This is a genomic window from Xanthomonas sp. CFBP 8152, from assembly GCF_014199025.1.
Taxonomy (GTDB): Bacteria; Pseudomonadota; Gammaproteobacteria; order Xanthomonadales; family Xanthomonadaceae; genus Xanthomonas; species Xanthomonas arboricola_B.
Genome location: NZ_JACHNO010000001.1, coordinates 1,640,728 through 1,656,897, shown reverse-complemented (window position 1 = coordinate 1,656,897; position 16,170 = coordinate 1,640,728). Strand labels below are relative to the sequence as shown.

The following is a 16,170-nucleotide window of genomic DNA, read 5'->3' as shown; positions in this document are numbered from 1 at the left end:
CCCCCACGTGTGTAATCGATTACATCTCGCACGCCAACCTACCCTATCCAAGCGCCGAGTTCGACCGCCCCGGCATCTGCCGGAGCGGTCGAGCACCTCACCAGTTCAGGCCAAAGGCCAGACGGAAGGTACGCATCGGCGACGCCAGCACACCGGTCGGGGTGCCGTAAGCCGTGTTCAAGTCTCCGAGTGTCCCGGTCTCGCCGTTAAAGTTGGCGTAGTTCACCCAATTGAACACGTTGAGGATATCCGCACGCACGTTGAATTTGACACCGCCACCGGTATCCCACTCTTTATTGGCGGCGATGCTGAACTCCTTGTAGCCCAGCGTACCGTCCGGCTTGAACTGCACGATGTAGCACTGATCGTTGCCGGCCAGGCAGTTCTGCCCGTAACGCGCGGTCTGGCTGGCCAGCGACAGCTTGCCGGAAAGTTTGATCTCGTACGGCAGCTCGTAAATGCCGGTGACCACCAGGCGGTTCTTGGCGATGCCGCCGGCCTCGCGCCAGCCGTAGTCTTCAACGCGTTCGCGGTCCAGCGCGTAGTGCTCGCCGAACTGGCGGTTCTCCTTGGCGTCGGAATAGGTGTAGGCCACGGTCAGGCCCCAGCCGGATTCCTCGTCGAATGGCTTTTCCACCTGCAGGGCGAGCTGGTTGTTGCGGGTTTCCACGCCGTTGGTGCCCAGCACGATGGCGCTGTAGCCGTCCGGGCCGTCGGTCGGCGAGCCAGAGGTGGTGCCCGGCTGGAAGAACGACCCATCCGGCAGACGATTGCCGCGCACGAATGCGAAGCCGTCGTGGCTTTCGATGCGGCTCAGGGTCACGTCGGTGAACCAGTCCTGGCCCCACAGCGGCACCATGTTGCGCATGCCGATGCTGAATTGGTCCGAATACGGGGTCTTGATGTTGTTGTCGATCAGGTAGACCTCGCGACCGCCGCCGCCACTGCTGGTCGCCGCCAGTGCGTCGAGACCTTCCTGGGTGTTGTAGGCCGGATTCCATGCCACGCACGGGTCGCCCAGGCAGGCTTGGCTATTCTGGTTGTTGGGGTTGGTGAAGTAATAGCTGTAGGACTTGAACGAGTTGTTGAGCTGCTCGAGCGCCAGGTAGTCGAAGATGTTGCGGTCGTACGCGCGGCCGGCACCACCGTAGATCACGTGGGCCTGATCGCCGAACAGGTCATAGGAAGCACCCAGGCGCGGCTGCCAGGCGTTCTTGAATGCCTTGCGGTTGTTGCCGGTGCTGATGAAGTTGTTGATGTCGTAGTTGGCGTTCTGCAGGTTGGTCCAGTTCTGCAGCGCACCGGCAACGTCGGACGGGGTGACGAAGTCCAGGAACGCCGGGGTTTCTTCGTAGTCGTAGCGCACGCCCAGGTTCAGGGTCCAGTGCTCGTTGACCTCCCAGTCGTCCTGCAGATAGATGCCGTACTGCTTGTTTTTGGACACCACCGAACCGCCACCTTCGACCAGCGGCGCACCGAAGCGCACCCGGTACGGCGTTTCGAGATCGCCAAGGATGTTGTAGTAGTACTGCGGATTGGCCGGGTTGAACTGGGTGGAATCCAGATCGATGCTCTTGAACTTCACGCCCATCTTGACGGTGTGCGCGCCGTGCCATTCCAGGCTGTTCAGAGTCAGGTCGTCCTGGAAGGTCCAGCCCTTCTGACCCTTGCGCTGGAAGCTGCTGCCGGCACCGGCGGACAGCACTTCGTCCTCGATGCCGCGCACCGGCGCATAACTCAGCACATAACCGGTGCCGTTGTTGATCGGCGCCTGGTTCCAGAACGCGCTCTCGTAGCTGAGGTTGGCTTCGTTGAGGAAGTTGGCACCGCTGTACTGCCAGCGCAGGTTGGCGCGCTTTTCTTCCTGGCCGTTGATGCTGCCGTGCTCCAGGGTCGAGGTACCGCCGACGTCGTTGAGCTCGTCTTCTTTGCGGTACTTGCCGCTCAGCTCGAACAGGCTGTTGTCGCCGATGGTCCAGTCGATCTTGGCGAAGTACAGGTCTTCCTTGAATGGCGTGCTGTAGGTGGCGACCAGCGGCTGCAACTGCGTGGGCAGCTGATCGACGCGGTCCGAATAGATCGAACCGGGGATCACCACGTTCGGCGTGGTGTATTCCTTGGCTTCATAGGCGACGAAGAAATGCGCCTTGTCCTTCAGGATCGGGCCGCTGAAGGTCGCGCCGTATTGGGTTTCCTCGAAGTCGTCGCGCACGCCGGCGCGCTTTTCCAGCGGGCTCTCCTCGCGCCAGCCGTCGTTGCTGGTGTCCCAGAAGAAGCTGCCATGGAAATCGTTGGTACCGGACTTGGACGAGGCCACGATGGCCGCGCCGCTGACCTGGTCAAACTCGGCCTTGTAGTTGGAGGTGATGACCTTGTACTCGCCGATCGCCGACTGCGGGAACGGATTGCCGCGGCTGGAATCCTGGCCGCTGACGCCACCGGTCAGCACGTAGTTCTTCTGGCTCACGCCGTCGATGTAGACGTTGGTGCCTTCGGCCGAGGTGGCACCCGAGCGGACCTTGGTGGTGCCGTTGGCATCACGGGTGAACTGCACGTTCGGCACGGTGTCGGCCAGTTCCAGGAAGTTGCGCGTGGCACGCGGCAAGTTCTGGATCTGCACGTTGGAGATATAGGTGGCGTTCTCGGAGGTACGGGTTTCCACCAGCACCGGCGGCGCCTTGACCTGCACCGCATCCAGCGTGGTGGCGTTACCACCGGCGGCCGTGGCCGGTTCGCCGCCGACGCCCAGATTCAGCGTGGCGGTCTGGCCGACCTGCACGGTGACGTTCTGCGAGGTGGTCTGGCCATTGGCGGTGACGTCCAGGCGGTACGAGCCCGGCGGCAGGCCGCCGAGCGAGTAGCCGCCGTTGCTGACCTGCACGGTGCGGGTCAGGCCGGTGGCAAGGTTGGTCGCGGTGACCTGAGCCTGGCTGGCAGGTGCCGAGTCGACGGTGACCTGGCCGCGGATGGTCGCGGCGGCACTCTGCGCGAAGGCCGGTGCTGCGCCCAGCAGCAGGCAACTGGCCAATGCGCAGCTGAGCAGCTTGCGTGCCGGGCTGGCGGAATGGGGGTAGTAGTGGCGCATTGGTCCCTCCAGGGATCGGTACAGATTGTTGTTGTGGCGTTGCGACTTGCAGGAACGACCGCTGCGGGGGGCAGCGGGAGCGGACAGAACGTCCGCGAAAAGGGTCAGCGGGCTGGAAACCTCAGGGGCGGGGCTCGCCGGCGCCGCAGGAAGCGCGGATCACCAGTTCGGGCGTGAGCAGTTGGCGGATGCCGTCATCACGGCCGGGCTGGTCCACCAGCCGCATCAGCCGGGACATTGCCTGCTCGCCCAGGCGCGCGATGCTGACCCGCATCGTGGTCAGTGCCGGGTGGACGAAACGGGCCAGCGGAATATCGTCGAAGCCGGCCAGTGCGACGTCGCCGGGCACCGAGACATCGGCCTGGGCAAACGCATACAGGCAGCCCAACGCGGTCATGTCGTTGGCGGCGAACACCGCATCGGGCAGCGGCCCGTCCGCCAGCATCGCCTGCCCGGCGCGGTGGCCGGAGGCCTCGTCGAAGTCGCCGGGCAATTCGATGCCCTGCGCCGTGTCCCCGTGTGCGGCGATCGCATCGCGGAAGCCGCGCAGGCGTTCGCGCGCATCGAAATTGAGCGCCGGCCCGCCGATGAACGCGATGCGTCGATGCCCGGCCGACAGCAGGTGCTCGGTCATCGCCATCGCGCCGGCATGGTCGTCGATGCTCAGCACCGGGTAGGCATCGCCGGGAACGTGCGCGTTGATCAATACCGTGGGCAGCGCCTGCGGCAGGTTGTCGGTGAGGAACCCCGGCTGCTCGGCATACGGCGACAGCACCAGCAGACCATCCACCCGCCCGCGCATGGACTGCAATGCCCTGCCCTGCGCCTCCGGGTCGCCGTGGTAACTGGACACCAGCAGATGCTGGCCGGCGGCACGCGCCGCGCCGTCGATCCCGCGGATCAGTTCGGAAAAGAATTCGCCATACAGATCGGGCAGCACCACCCCTAAGGTCTGGGTGCGTCGGCTGCTGAGGCTGCGGGCTGCCGCATGCGGGCTGTAGCGCAGCCGCGCGGCCACGTCCTGCACCAGCTGGCGCACCGGTCCGGCGACGTTGTCATGCCCATTGAGCGCACGCGACACCGTTGCGACGGAGACCTGCGCTTCCCTGGCGACATCTTTGATGGTGACCGCACCCTTGGCCATTCGTGTCGCCCTCCGCGACCGACTTCCCAAAACTGGCGCGGACTGTAAGCGTTTTCATACAGGGGCGTAAACCCCTGTCTTCACGCTCGTGAAAACGCTTACAGATCAAGCATCTGCAAGTGATGAATGCGTGAAGCAATGTGTTGCGTCGCAACAAATGCCGCCCATGAGTCCACGGACGAAGGCCGACGGCGATCACGGTTGGAGGCGGTTTGGTCCGCTGCGTATCGAACGGTCGCCGCCCGTAGGAGCGCACCCAGGCGCGACAGGCCTTACCGATAGCCCCCGTCGCGCCCGGGTGCGCTCCTGCGACGGCGGCTTGATTGCCTGGTTACCCTGCCTCGCCGGGCGCGATCGCCTCGATCGACAGCGCGTGGATATCGGTCTGCATCATCTCGCCCACCGCGGCATAGACCGCGCGGTGCCGCGCCAGCGGCGGCTTGCCGGCGAAGGCGGCGCTGACCACGCGCACATTGAAATGCCCACGCCCGTCGCGCGCGCCGGCATGCCCGGCGTGGCGATGGCTATCATCCACCACCTCCAGCTCGGTCGGCGCCAGCGCCGCCTGCAGCGCGGTGCGGATCCGCTCGACCCGGCTCATGGCAACACCCGGCGGAACGGGCGGACCTCGGTGCGCACGTACACGCCCGCCTCGACATACGGATCGGCATCGGCCCAGGCGCGGGCGTCGTCCAGCGCGTCGAATTCGGCGATGACCACGCTGCCGCTGAAACCGGCCGGGCCGGGATCGTCGGCATCGATCGCCGGGCATGGGCCGGCCACCAGCAGGCGCCCTGCCGCCGCCAGCGCCTGCAAACGGGCCAGATGCGCCGGTCGCGCCTGCTGCCGCGCCGCCAGTGCGTCGGCCCGGTCATACCCTTCGATTACGTACCACATAGGCCACCTCGCCCAAGACGTGAAGAACAGCCTCGGGATTCTAGCTGCCTCAGCGCTGGACACCGCCCCCGCGCACGCATTACCCTTGCCACCACTGCACACGCAATCGGACGCAGCGGCCCGTCGGCCCAGGCCCCACGCCTCCTCGACGACCGATTCGCTGCCCACCGCCGACCCGCGTAGACGACCTCCTCGCTGTTCCGTCGCCGCATGCCACGCGGCGCACGTTGTATGTGGATTTGTAGGATCGTGCCGGCACGGGCACGACATTGATCGCAATAACTCAAGGCAAAGCCCTGCAGGCGCGGCTCCGACCGCGGCCGGCGACCGTAACACCCGATGTCGACCTGATGAATTCCGAACTCGCGCACGACGCGAATCCGCCAGCCACGAGCGCGCCGCCACAGCAGCAGGAAATGCCGCTGGCGGTGGTGCATGGGCAACCGGTGCTGCAGATCCCGCAGGATCTGTATATCCCGCCGGACGCGCTGGAAGTCATCCTGGATGCCTTCGAAGGTCCGCTGGACCTGCTGCTGTATCTGATCCGCCGGCAGAATCTGGATATCCTGGATATCCCTGTTGCCGAGATCACCCGGCAGTACGTGGATTACATCAACGTGATGCAGGAGCTGCGCTTCGAACTGGCGGCCGAATATCTGGTGATGGCCGCGATCCTGGCCGAGATCAAGTCGCGCATGCTGTTGCCGCGCCCGCCCAGCCAGGAAGGCGAAGAAAACGATCCACGCGCCGAGTTGGTGCGCCGGCTGCAGGAATACGAACGCTTCAAGCAGGCGGCCGAGGATCTGGATACCCTGCCGCGCATGGGCCGCGACAGCGCGCCGGTGCAGGCGCATCTGCCCGAGCGCGCCGCGGTCAAGCTGCCGCCGCCGGTGGAACTGAAAGAAATGCTGATGGCGCTGTACGACGTGCTCAAACGCGCCGAACTGTTCACCGGCCATGCGATCAAGCGCGAGGCGCTGAGTGTGCGCCAGCGCATGGGCGATGTGCTGAGCCGTCTGGACGATGGCAGGTTCTATCGCTTCGAATCGCTGTTCACCGCCGAAGAAGGCAAGCTCGGCGTGCTGGTCACCTTCCTGGCGCTGCTCGAACTGGCCAAGGAGCAATTGCTGGACATCGTGCAGGAGGCGCCGCTGGCGCCGATCTACGTGAAGTCACTGGCGCTTGGCAATACCAATGCGCCGCTGCAATTCTCCAGCGAATTCGACGACAGCGATGCCGCCAACGAACCTCTCTGAAGCCGATCATCGAATGGATCAAGCGTTGATCACCCGCATTATCGAAGCTGCCCTGCTGGCAAGCAGCCAGCCGCTGACGCTGGCGCAGCTGCAGGGCGTGTTTCCCGAAGAAGAACCGGCGCCGCCCGGCAGCGTCGAGCGCGCGCTGGAACTGCTGCGCGACGGCTGCGCCGAACGCGGCGTGGAGCTGGTCGAGGTAGCCTCGGGCTTCCGCTTCCAGGTCAAGGCCGACGTGCATGGCTGGGTCGCCCGACTGTGGACCGAGCGCCGCACCAAGTACACCCGCGCCACGCTGGAAACCCTGGCGCTGATCGCCTACCGCCAGCCGATCACCCGCGGCGAGATCGAGCAGGTGCGCGGCGTGGCGGTCAGCAGCAACATCATCCAGGCGCTGGAAGAACGCGAGTGGATCCGCGTGGTCGGCCACCGTGACGTGCCCGGCAAGCCGGCCCTGTTCGGCACCACCAAGGGCTTTCTGGATTACTTCGGGCTCAAGCGATTGGACGAGCTGCCGCCATTGTCTGAGTTGAAGGACATCGCCGAGCTGGAACCGCAGTTGCCGCTGGACCGCGACGGCCAACTGGATGGCGCGGTGCCGGCGTCGGCGGCGATGGATGCGGACGCGGATGCGGCGAAAGCAGGCGGCGCCGATGCAACGACTGACGCGGCGGCGGATGCAGGTGCTGAAGTGGACGCCGACCCGGGCGACGCTGCGCCGGAACACCGCGATGCGCAGGACGTGCTGCCGGCATCGGGCAGCACCACCGACGCAAGCAGCGACAGCGACGACGCAACGCACGTCGATGCCGATCCCGATGCCGAGATGGCTGTTGATGCCGATGTCGATACCGACGATGTCGACATCAGCGACCAGACTGCCGGCACGGACACTGCATTCGACGCTGAAAACGAACACCATGCCGACGCGGTCGATGACCACGCCAGCGCCGATGAATCAAGTAACCAAACACCGCAACACCCCGAGCATGCCTCGGCGCAGGACCTGAACCCGTTGGACCAAGATGACGCCCGTGAGGGCGACCCCGACACCGCGCCGGGAACGCGCGCGGATGCAGTGAACGAAGACGAAGACAACGCCGTCGCGACGACGACCGTGGCTGTTGACGAAGCCGATTCCGACCCAGAGGCCGACCCAGAACGCGTCGGCCGGAGCCAGACACATGAGTGACACCCCCCGCAAGCTGTCGTTGAACAAGCTTTCCCTCAAGCGCGACAGCGCGCCCGAAGCGCCCAAGCTGGAAGAGCGCCTGCACAAGGTGCTGGCCCAGGCCGGCCTGGGGTCGCGCCGCGCGCTCGAACAGCGTATTGCCGATGGCCTGATCAAGGTCAATGGCGCCGTCGCGCAGACCGGCATGTCGGTGCGCAGCGGCGACAAGATCGAGCTGGATGGCCGCAGTTTCGTGGCCAGCGCGCTGACCGAACCGGCGCGCGTGCTGATCTACAACAAGCCCGAAGGCGAAGTGACCACGCGCGAAGACCCCGAAGGCCGCCCGACCGTATTCGAGTCGCTGCCGGCATTGAAAGGCTCGCGCTGGATCGCCATCGGCCGCCTGGACATCAACACCACCGGCCTGCTGCTGCTGACCACCGACGGTGAGCTGGCCAACGCGATGATGCATCCCTCCTACGAGGTCGAGCGCGAATACGTGGTGCGCGTACGCGCACCGGAAGGCGAAGACAAGGTCTCCGACGCCATCATCGAGCGTCTGTCGCGCGGCGTGCTGCTGGAGGACGGCGGCGCCAAGTTCGACGAGATCGAACGCATCGGCGGCACCGACTCGCACGACTGGTTCCGCGTGGTGGTCAAGGAAGGCCGCAACCGCGAAGTGCGGCGCCTGTGGGAGTCGCAGGGCTGCCAGGTCAGTCGGCTCAAGCGCAGCCGCTACGGCAAGATCTCGCTGCCGCGCGAGCTGCTGCGCGGGCAGTCGATCGAAGTGGCGCAGGACAAGGTCGACAGCTTGCGCGCCGAGCTCAAGCTGGAAGAAGGCGCGCCGTCGGCGCTGACGCTGCAGCCGGTGATCGGCCAGCGCCGCGCCGCCAAGTCCACCGTGCACGTCTCGCGCGATGGCCGCAGCAATGCCTACGTCAACGGCCAGACCTCCGGCGCCGACGAAGGCCGCGAACTGCGCCGCTTCGACAACCTGCGCGAAGATCGCGGCGGCCGTGGCCGTGGCAAGCCGGGCGGTTTCCGCGGCGGCCTCACTGTCAGCGGCGAAGCGGCGGCCAAGCAGTCGCAGCAGCGCCCGTTCAAGCAACGCGCCCCCGCCAAGGGCGACCGTGGCCTGCCGGACGGCAACCCGGCCGCGTTCCGTAGCTGGTACGTGCCCGATGGCGTGGGCACCGGCCCGAGCGGTCACCGCAATGCCGGCCCCGGCGGCCCCGGCACCGGCCAGGCGCGCCCGTATGCGAAGAAGGGTCCGGGCGGCGCGCGCCCAGGTGGCGGCGCGGGCAATGCACGTCCCGGCGCAGGCGGCCCGGGGCGTGGCGGCGCCGGTGGCGGACAGGGCCCGTCGCAGGGCCAAGGCCAGGGGCAGCGCAAGCACCCGTACGGTCATCCGGGCAATGCACCGAGCTTCCCATCCGATCACGCCAACCCGGGCTTCAGCCCGTATGGCGCGGCACGTCCGGCGGCCGGTCGCCCGACCGGCGCACGTGCAGGCGGCCCCGGTGGCAACCGTGGTCCGGGCGGCAATCGCGGCCCCGGCGGTCCGGGCGGCGCGCCGCGTGGACCGGGTGGTCGTCCGCCGGGCGGCGGCAATCGGCGCCCACCGGGCGGCGGTAATCGCGGGCGCTGAACTGCAGCACGCGCACTAAAAAAAACGGCCCCGTAGAGGGCCGTTTTTTATTGGTGTTTCCGTTCGCGCTCGATATCGCAGGTGCTTATGACAGCCAATTACTTGCGTCAGCAGCGACAGGCAGGTCGTAGAACACCAGCGCGCAGTCGCACTGTCCAGGCGCTGCGCGCGCAGGCGGGCGTCGACGATTGGCGACGCCTGCGGTGCACTGCGCAGCCTCTTACTTGCGACGCTCGATGACGAAGTTGCCCACGGCGACGCCCAGATCAACGCCCTCGCCGGTGCCGGCCAGGGCCAGCGAAATGTCGCCCTTGGTGACCACCTGCGCCGTGCTGGACTTGACCACGCCGGCATGCGCCTCGGCCGCCGCGTAGGTGCCGAACAAATCATTGAGGCTGTAGGCGCCGGAGAAGGTACCGCGGCCACCGACGATCTTGGACTTGCCGACGGTCAGCCCGCCGCCCTTGCTGGAAATCTTGACCGGGATCACCGCGCCGTTGTCGCACTTGATGGTGCCGGTGCCGCTGGCGGTCTTGTAGAACACCGACCAGCCCGACAGGTTGAACGACAGTTGGCAGTCGATATTGCCGGCCGCCTGCGCTTGCGGTGCAAGCGTCGCGGCGCCCAGCAGCGCGAGAAGGGAAAGGGACTTGATCATGCGGGCATTCCGGTTGGTGAACGTGGCGCCGAGCCTAGCAGCGCCGATGTGGCAACCGCGACAACATGCCGGCACCGCGCAGGCGACCGTTCAGCGAGCCATTATGTCGCCGGCCGGCTGCCTGCGCCGCAACAGTCTGCGACGGCGGCATGGGATGATTGCGGTATGCCACGCACCGCTTACAGCCTGCTCTTCGCCGCCCTGTTGCTGCCCGCGCTCGCCCATTGCAGCGAGACGATCCCGACCCAGAGCTATACCGTCGTGCGCACCTATCCGCACGACACCGCCGCCTTCACCGAAGGCCTGTTCTATCTCGACGGGTACCTGTACGAGAGCACCGGTGAACTGGGCCGGTCCGGCGTGCGCCAAGTCGAGCTGGAGACCGGCCGCGTCCTGCAGCAGGCCACGACACCGGCGCCGTTTTTCGGCGAAGGCATCGTGGCCTGGCACGACCGCCTGATCCAGCTGACCTGGCGCAATCAGCGCGGATTTGTCTACGACCTGGCGACGCTGACGCCGCACACGCAGTTCAGCTATTCCGGCGAGGGCTGGGCGCTGACCCGCGACGACACCAGCCTGTACATGAGCGATGGCACCGCCCACATTCGACGGCTGGATCCGCAGACGCTGCAACAGGTCGGCAGCATCAAGGTCACTGCCGGCGGCAAGGCGCTGGACAATCTCAACGAGCTGGAATGGGTCAACGGCGAACTGTTGGCGAACGTCTGGTTGACCACCCGCATCGCGCGCATCGACCCGGCCAGCGGCAAGGTGGTCGCCTGGATCGACCTGAAGGCGCTGGTGCCGGACGCCGACACGCTGACCGACCCCGGCAACGATGTGCTCAACGGCATCGCCTACGACGCCGAGCACGATCGCCTGTTCGTCACCGGCAAGCGGTGGCCCAAGATCTACGAGATCAAGTTGGGTGAGTAGCCGGGATTGGGGATTCGGGATTGGGGATTCGCAACCGCGGGCAAGCAAAGAGCTGTGGCTTGCCTGCTTTGCACCAATCCCTAATCTCTAATCCCCAATCACGAAGGCATCTGCATCCAGCATTGCCGGGAAGCGTGCGCGGTGGTCGGCCAGGGCGGCGGCGCTGAGGGTGGTGGTGACCACCTGCGGCTGCTCGCGGATTTCCACCTGCGGCTGGCCGAGGAAATCGATCACGGCGCTGTCGCCGGCGTAGTGCAGCTGATTGCCATCGACGCCGACGCGGTTGACCGCCGCCACAAAACACAGGTTTTCGATCGCGCGTGCGCGCAGCAGCGTCTTCCATGCATAGGCGCGCGCGGACGGCCAGTTGGCGACGAACAGTTGCAGATCGAAATCCAGCTGGCCCGGCCGCTCGACATCGAAACGATTGCGGCAGAACACCGGAAAGCGCAGGTCGTAGCAGACCTGCGGATTGATCCGCCAGCCCTTCCACTCCACCGTCAGGCGATCGCGCCCGGCCGCGTAGCGCAGATGCTCGTTGCCGAAGCGGAACAGATGGCGCTTGTCGTAATACTGCAGCGCCCCGTCCGGCGTGGCCCACAGCAGCCGGTTGAACACGCCCTGCCCGGTGCGCAGCTGCACGCTGCCGGTGATCGCCGCCCCCAGCCGTACGGCCTGCGCACGCACCCAGGCCACGGTCGGCCCGTCCATGTCCTCGGCCTTGTCGATGGCGTCGTTGGAGAACCCGCTGGTAAAGGTTTCCGGCAGGATCACCAGATCGGTCTGCCCGGCCAACGGTTCCAGCAATGCACCGTAGTACTCGCGATTGCCGGCCGGGTCATGCCAGCGGGTGTCGCCTTGGATCAGGGAAACGCCAAGATCGTGCATTGGAGGCTCGGGAATGGGGAATGGGGAATCGGGAATGGGTAGAGCGGGTGTGGTGGTGTCTGTGCGCTATGTGGGGTGACGAAGTCGGAGGGCAGGAAGAACACCAGCGACGCGCTCACGATTCCCTATCCCGGGCCGGCAGAAATCGAGAAGGAGTCCAGTAACGCTCTTACGATTCCCCAATCCCGATTCCCCATTCCCAGCACTTCAGAGCTGCTGCAACCGCGCGATCGCCGCATCCAGCGTCGCATCGTTCTTGGCAAAGCATAGCCGCGCCAGTCGTTGCCCTTGCGGCGCGGTTTCGTAGAACGGCGACAGCGGAATCGCGGCTACGCCCTTTTCCACCGTCAGCCACTTCACGAACTCGGTGTCGGGCAGGTCGCTGATCGCCGAATAGTCGACCAGCTGGAAATAGCCGCCGGGCACCGGCAACGGCGTCAGGCGCGTGGTCAGCAACTGCTCGCGGAAACGGTCGCGCTTGGCCTGATAGAACGCGCCGAGTTGTTCGTCGTGTTCGGGTTCGTCGCGGATCATCGCAGCAAACGCATGCTGGGCCGGGCCGAAGCTGGTGAAGGTGTTGTACTGGTGCACCTTGCGGAACTCGGCGCTCAGTGCCGGCGGCGCGATGGCGTAGCCGATCTTCCAGCCGGTGCAGTGATAGGTCTTGCCGAAGCTGGAAATCACGAACGCGCGCTCGCGCAGTTCCGGCCAGCGCAACACCGATTCGTGACGACGGCCGTCGAACACGATGTGCTCGTACACCTCGTCCGAGAGCAGGAAGATGTCGCTGCCGCGCAGCAACTCGGTCAAACGCTGCATGTCATCGGCAGACAGCATCGCGCCGGACGGATTGTGCGGCGAGTTGATCATCAGCAGGCGCGTCTTCGGCGTGATCGCCGCGCGCAGCGCCGGCCAATCGATGGCGAAGGTCTGCGGGTCCAGCGCCACGTGCACCGCGCGTGCCCCGGCCAGGTCGATCGCCGGCTCGTAGCAGTCGTAGGCCGGATCCAGCACGATCACCTCCTCGCCTGCGCGCACCACTGCGTGGATGGCGTTGAAGATCGCCTCGGTGGCACCACTGGTGACGGTGATCTCGCTGTCGGCATCGACCTGCGCGCCGTAGCAGCGCTGCGCCTTGCCGGCGATGGCCTGGCGCAACGCCGCAACGCCGGTCATCGGCGGGTACTGGTTGTGGCCGGCGCGCATGGCGCGCTCGAGCTCTTCGACCAGCCGCGACGGCACCGCGAAATCGGGAAAACCCTGGCCCAGATTCACCGCGCCGTGTTCGGCCGCCAGTTGCGACATGACGGTGAAGATGGTGGTGCCCACCTTGGGCAGCTTGGTCGTGAGGGGCATCGGGCCTGTCCGGGCAACAAACGGGGGGAACGCGAGTGTACGCAAAGCCGCCAGGCGGTTGCGCCCGACCGGTGCAAAACAGCGTTCCCGGACACATCATGCCGCCGAACGCGCCCCCGGCAGCGCGCCATCGTCGCTACAATGCGCGCCCTGCCTCGCCACCACCCATGCCGTCCTGCGACGGGAGCCCGCTGCGCCGATGATCGAACCGCTGCACACTGCGCCGCCGCTGCTGGCGGCGCGCGCGCTGGCTTTCAGCCGCAACGAGGAGCCGGTGTTCGGCCCGCTGGATTTCCATGTCGACGCCGGCGAGGCGCTACTGGTGCAAGGCGACAACGGCGCCGGCAAGACCACGCTGCTGCGGGTGCTGGCCGGGCTGCTGCAGGTGGAGCGCGGGCAGATCCAGATCGACGGCAAGACCGCGCGGCGTGGCGACCGCAGCCGCTTCATGGCCTATCTGGGCCATCTGCCGGGGCTGAAGGCCGATCTCAGCACGCTGCAGAACCTGCACTTCCTGTGCGGCTTGCATGGCCGCCGCGCCAAGCAGATGCCCGGCAGCGCGCTGGCCATCGTCGGCCTGGCCGGCTACGAGGATGCATTGGTGCGGCAGCTGTCGGCCGGCCAACGCAAACGTCTGGCGCTGGCACGGCTGTGGTTGTCGCCGGCCCCGCTGTGGCTGCTGGACGAGCCCTATGCCAACCTGGACCTGGACGGCATCACCCTGGTCAACCGGATGATCTCCGCGCACCTGCGCGGCGGTGGCGCGGCGCTGGTCACCACCCACGGCGCCTACGCGGCGCCGCCGGTGCGCACGCGCATGCTCACGCTGGAGGCGGCGGCATGAGCCTGCATTCGCCACAACCCTCGCTGTGGCAGGCCGCGCGCGCGCTGCTCAGCCGCGACCTGCAGCTGCTGTGGCGCCGTCGCAGCGATGCCTTGCAGCCGGCGCTGTTCGCCTTGCTGATGGTGGTGCTGTTCGCGCTGGGCCTGGGCGGTCGCCCGGACCTGCTGGCGCAGGCCGCACCGGCGGTGCTGTGGCTGTCGGTGCTGCTGGCCGGCCTGTTGTCGCTGGATACGCTGTTCCGCAGCGATGTGGAAGACGGCTCGATGGAGCAATGGCTGCTGGCGCCGGTGCCGTTGGCGTGGCTGATCGCGGTGCGCGTGCTGCTGCACTGGGCGACCAGCGCGCTGCCGTTGATCGCGGTGACGCCGCTGCTGGGCGAATTGCTGCACCTGCCACATGACCAACTACCGGTGCTGCTGGCATCGTTGGCGCTGGGCACACCGCTTCTGAGTCTGCTTGGCGCCGTGGTTGCGGCACTGACGGTGACGATGAAACGCTCTGGTATTCTCGTGGCGTTGCTGGCGTTGCCGTTGTACGTGCCGGTGCTGGTGTTCGGAGCCGGCAGTGTCGCGGCCAGCGGACAGGGACAGGATGCGGTGGGTGCGTTGTTGTTGCTGGGCGCCGGATTGGCGATCGGCGTGGTGCTGGCGCCGCTGGCTGCGGCTGCCGCGATCCGGATTTCGTTGAGTTGAGCCGTGCGGTCGAAGCGCTGTCGACAAGATGCTCCACGCACTGCGTTGTTGCTGTTTCGAGAGCCAATGCCATTCCAAAGGCTGCTGCCATCGCATGAACGTCGTTGCCCGCTGGTTCCACCAACTCGCCTCGCCTCCGATCTTCGACCGTTTCACTGCGCGCTGGGCGCCGTGGTGCTACGCCCTGGCCGCGGTGTTGCTGGGCGTGGGCATCTGGCAGGCCTTGTTTGCGGTACCGGCCGACTACCAGCAGGGCGATAGCTTCCGCATTCTGTATATCCATGTGCCGAGCGCGTGGATGAGCCTGTTCGTGTTCGGGCTGATGGCGGTGTACGCGGCGATCGCGCTGATCTGGCGCATCAAGATCTGCGAAATCCTGGCGATGGCCTGCGCGCCGATCGGCGCGGCGTTCACCGTGATCACCCTGTTGACCGGCAGCATCTGGGGCAAGCCGATGTGGGGCGCCTGGTGGGATTGGGACCCGCGCCTGACCACCGAGCTGATCCTGCTGTTCCTGTATCTGGGCGTGATCGGCCTGTATCAGGCCATCGACGATCGCCGTCAGGCCGCACGCGCGGCGGCCTTGCTGGCGATCGTCGGCGTGGCGCTGCTGCCGGTGATCCGCTATTCGGTGGTGTGGTGGAACTCGCTGCATCAGGGCCAGAGCATCCGCCTGCTCGGCCCGTCCAGCATCGATGCCAGCATGCTGCTGCCGCTGTGGCTGATGGTGGTCGGCACCAAGTTCTGGTTCGCCGGTTCGCTGCTGACGCGTGCGCGCGCCGACAACCTGCGCCGCGAGGCCGGCAAGGCCTGGATCGTGCGCGATGCGCCGGAGGGCGCGGCATGAGCTACCTGTCCTACGTCATCGCCGCCTACGCGGTGTTCGCGCTGGTGTTGCTGTGGGATCTGATCGCCGGCCGCTGGCAGGTGCGCCGCGCCGTGAGGATGGCGCAGGCGCGGCGTCTGCGCGAGCGCAAGCGCGCGGTGCCCACCGATGCGGAGCTGATCCGGTGAACCCGCAACGGCGGCGCCGGATCTGGCTGGTGATTGCGCTGGTCCTGGCCGGCGGCCTGGCCACCACGCTGGTGGCGATGGCACTGCAGCGCAACGTGGCCTACCTGTACACACCGTCGGAAGTGCTGCGCGGCGACGCTGGCGAGCATGCGCGCTTCCGGCTCGGCGGCATGGTGGAGAAAGGCTCGTTCCAACGCGCATCCGGTTCGCTGGAAGCGCAGTTCCGCGTCACCGATGGCGATGCACGGTTGCCGGTGCGCTACGGCCGCATCCTGCCGGACCTGTTTCGCGAAGGACAGGCGGTGGTGGCGACCGGGCGCATGCAAAACGGCGTCTTCGTCGCCGAAGATGTGCTGGCGAAACACGACGAGACCTACATGCCGAAGGAAGTGGCCGACAAGATGGGCAGCGCGCACCGCAAGCACGCCGTGCCGGCGGCCGCAGACCAGGCCGGAGCGCTGCGTTGATGGCGCGCGTCAGGACGTTGGTATTCCTGCACGGTGGTGGCTCGGACAGTGGTTGCCTTGCTGACGACGTTGCTGTGCATCGGCGGGCGCGCGCGGTCGCTGCATGGATGACGCTTC

Annotated in this window: 16 protein-coding genes; 9 read left to right on the top strand and 7 right to left on the bottom strand. The window is 66.5% G+C overall.

The features are described from left to right. Positions 1-97 precede the first annotated feature (97 nt). From FHT09_RS06980 to FHT09_RS06965, 4 genes are all read right to left on the bottom strand, one after another. Positions 98-3,085: a TonB-dependent receptor gene (locus FHT09_RS06980; RefSeq protein WP_104604718.1), complete on the bottom strand. Its 2,988-nt coding sequence runs from the start codon at positions 3,083-3,085 to the stop codon at positions 98-100. Between the two features lie 121 nt (positions 3,086-3,206). Then, on the bottom strand, positions 3,207-4,229 hold the full coding sequence (locus FHT09_RS06975; RefSeq protein WP_104604720.1) for a LacI family DNA-binding transcriptional regulator: 1,023 nt from the start codon (positions 4,227-4,229) through the stop codon (positions 3,207-3,209). 331 nt (positions 4,230-4,560) lie between these two features. Next, on the bottom strand, positions 4,561-4,830 hold the full coding sequence (locus FHT09_RS06970) for a BolA family protein (protein WP_016904540.1): 270 nt from the start codon (positions 4,828-4,830) through the stop codon (positions 4,561-4,563). After that, positions 4,827-5,126, bottom strand: a complete 300-nt coding sequence (locus FHT09_RS06965; protein WP_104604724.1) for a YciI family protein — start codon at positions 5,124-5,126, stop codon at positions 4,827-4,829. The genes FHT09_RS06970 and FHT09_RS06965 overlap by 4 nt, the downstream gene beginning before the upstream one ends. 350 nt (positions 5,127-5,476) lie before the next feature. Here FHT09_RS06965 and FHT09_RS06960 point away from each other — a divergent pair, with 350 nt between their 5' ends. The 3 genes from FHT09_RS06960 to FHT09_RS06950 are packed head-to-tail and all read left to right on the top strand — an operon-like array spanning position 5,477 to position 9,198. After that, positions 5,477-6,382, top strand: a complete 906-nt coding sequence (locus tag FHT09_RS06960; protein WP_104604726.1) for a ScpA family protein — start codon at positions 5,477-5,479, stop codon at positions 6,380-6,382. Beyond that, complete coding sequence (scpB, locus tag FHT09_RS06955; protein WP_181141215.1) at positions 6,360-7,571, top strand: SMC-Scp complex subunit ScpB; 1,212 nt, start codon at positions 6,360-6,362, stop codon at positions 7,569-7,571. The genes FHT09_RS06960 and scpB overlap by 23 nt, the downstream gene beginning before the upstream one ends. Further along, positions 7,564-9,198 carry a pseudouridine synthase gene (locus FHT09_RS06950; protein WP_104537157.1) on the top strand — a complete coding sequence of 545 codons (1,635 nt, stop codon included), beginning with the start codon at positions 7,564-7,566 and terminating at the stop codon, positions 9,196-9,198. The genes scpB and FHT09_RS06950 overlap by 8 nt, the downstream gene beginning before the upstream one ends. 220 nt (positions 9,199-9,418) lie before the next feature. Here FHT09_RS06950 and FHT09_RS06945 read toward each other — a convergent pair whose 3' ends face one another. After that, positions 9,419-9,856 carry a hypothetical protein gene (locus FHT09_RS06945; RefSeq protein WP_010372925.1) on the bottom strand — a complete coding sequence of 146 codons (438 nt, stop codon included), beginning with the start codon at positions 9,854-9,856 and terminating at the stop codon, positions 9,419-9,421. 165 nt (positions 9,857-10,021) lie between these two features. Between FHT09_RS06945 and FHT09_RS06940 the strand changes: the two genes are divergently transcribed. Next, on the top strand, positions 10,022-10,792 hold the full coding sequence (locus tag FHT09_RS06940) for a glutaminyl-peptide cyclotransferase (RefSeq protein ID WP_104604730.1): 771 nt from the start codon (positions 10,022-10,024) through the stop codon (positions 10,790-10,792). An 87-nt stretch (positions 10,793-10,879) separates the two neighbouring features. Here the strand turns inward: FHT09_RS06940 and FHT09_RS06935 are convergent, their stop codons facing one another. Beyond that, entirely contained in the window at positions 10,880-11,680 is an 801-nt protein-coding gene (locus FHT09_RS06935; RefSeq protein WP_104604732.1) for an amidohydrolase, read from the bottom strand. Positions 11,681-11,887: 207 nt separating this feature from the next. After that, positions 11,888-13,036, bottom strand: a complete 1,149-nt coding sequence (locus tag FHT09_RS06930) for a pyridoxal phosphate-dependent aminotransferase (RefSeq protein WP_104604734.1) — start codon at positions 13,034-13,036, stop codon at positions 11,888-11,890. Positions 13,037-13,235: 199 nt separating this feature from the next. Here FHT09_RS06930 and ccmA point away from each other — a divergent pair, with 199 nt between their 5' ends. The 5 genes from ccmA (at position 13,236) to ccmE (ending at position 16,053) form a co-directional block, all read left to right on the top strand. Continuing rightward, on the top strand, positions 13,236-13,880 hold the full coding sequence (gene ccmA / locus FHT09_RS06925) for a heme ABC exporter ATP-binding protein CcmA (RefSeq protein WP_104537153.1): 645 nt from the start codon (positions 13,236-13,238) through the stop codon (positions 13,878-13,880). Beyond that, positions 13,877-14,572 (top strand): heme exporter protein CcmB, encoded by a 696-nt coding sequence (gene ccmB / locus FHT09_RS06920; protein ID WP_104537152.1) that lies wholly within the window; start codon positions 13,877-13,879, stop codon positions 14,570-14,572. The genes ccmA and ccmB overlap by 4 nt, the downstream gene beginning before the upstream one ends. A gap of 94 nt (positions 14,573-14,666) precedes the next feature. Continuing rightward, entirely contained in the window at positions 14,667-15,419 is a 753-nt protein-coding gene (gene ccmC / locus FHT09_RS06915) for a heme ABC transporter permease CcmC (RefSeq protein WP_016904032.1), read from the top strand. Further along, positions 15,416-15,586: a heme exporter protein CcmD gene (locus tag FHT09_RS20210; RefSeq protein ID WP_104604736.1), complete on the top strand. Its 171-nt coding sequence runs from the start codon at positions 15,416-15,418 to the stop codon at positions 15,584-15,586. Before ccmC ends, FHT09_RS20210 begins: the two co-directional genes overlap by 4 nt. Beyond that, positions 15,583-16,053 (top strand): cytochrome c maturation protein CcmE, encoded by a 471-nt coding sequence (gene ccmE, locus FHT09_RS06905; protein ID WP_104604738.1) that lies wholly within the window; start codon positions 15,583-15,585, stop codon positions 16,051-16,053. The genes FHT09_RS20210 and ccmE overlap by 4 nt, the downstream gene beginning before the upstream one ends. Positions 16,054-16,170: the final 117 nt, after the last annotated feature.

Bases quoted from the DNA above. Each gene is read 5' to 3' on its own strand.
- FHT09_RS06980 (WP_104604718.1), bottom strand. From the start codon at position 3,085: ATGCGCCACTACTACCCCCATTCCGCCAGCCCGGCACGCAAGCTGCTC.
- FHT09_RS06940 (WP_104604730.1), top strand. From the start codon at position 10,022: ATGCCACGCACCGCTTACAGCCTGCTCTTCGCCGCCCTGTTGCTGCCC.
- ccmB (WP_104537152.1), top strand. From the start codon at position 13,877: ATGAGCCTGCATTCGCCACAACCCTCGCTGTGGCAGGCCGCGCGCGCG.
- FHT09_RS06935 (WP_104604732.1), bottom strand. From the start codon at position 11,680: ATGCACGATCTTGGCGTTTCCCTGATCCAAGGCGACACCCGCTGGCAT.
- FHT09_RS06930 (WP_104604734.1), bottom strand. From the start codon at position 13,036: ATGCCCCTCACGACCAAGCTGCCCAAGGTGGGCACCACCATCTTCACC.
- ccmC (WP_016904032.1), top strand. From the start codon at position 14,667: ATGAACGTCGTTGCCCGCTGGTTCCACCAACTCGCCTCGCCTCCGATC.
- FHT09_RS06950 (WP_104537157.1), top strand. From the start codon at position 7,564: ATGAGTGACACCCCCCGCAAGCTGTCGTTGAACAAGCTTTCCCTCAAG.
- ccmA (WP_104537153.1), top strand. From the start codon at position 13,236: ATGATCGAACCGCTGCACACTGCGCCGCCGCTGCTGGCGGCGCGCGCG.
- FHT09_RS06975 (WP_104604720.1), bottom strand. From the start codon at position 4,229: ATGGCCAAGGGTGCGGTCACCATCAAAGATGTCGCCAGGGAAGCGCAG.
- FHT09_RS06970 (WP_016904540.1), bottom strand. From the start codon at position 4,830: ATGAGCCGGGTCGAGCGGATCCGCACCGCGCTGCAGGCGGCGCTGGCG.
- scpB (WP_181141215.1), top strand. From the start codon at position 6,360: ATGCCGCCAACGAACCTCTCTGAAGCCGATCATCGAATGGATCAAGCG.
- FHT09_RS06960 (WP_104604726.1), top strand. From the start codon at position 5,477: ATGAATTCCGAACTCGCGCACGACGCGAATCCGCCAGCCACGAGCGCG.
- FHT09_RS06965 (WP_104604724.1), bottom strand. From the start codon at position 5,126: ATGTGGTACGTAATCGAAGGGTATGACCGGGCCGACGCACTGGCGGCG.
- FHT09_RS06945 (WP_010372925.1), bottom strand. From the start codon at position 9,856: ATGATCAAGTCCCTTTCCCTTCTCGCGCTGCTGGGCGCCGCGACGCTT.
- FHT09_RS20210 (WP_104604736.1), top strand. From the start codon at position 15,416: ATGAGCTACCTGTCCTACGTCATCGCCGCCTACGCGGTGTTCGCGCTG.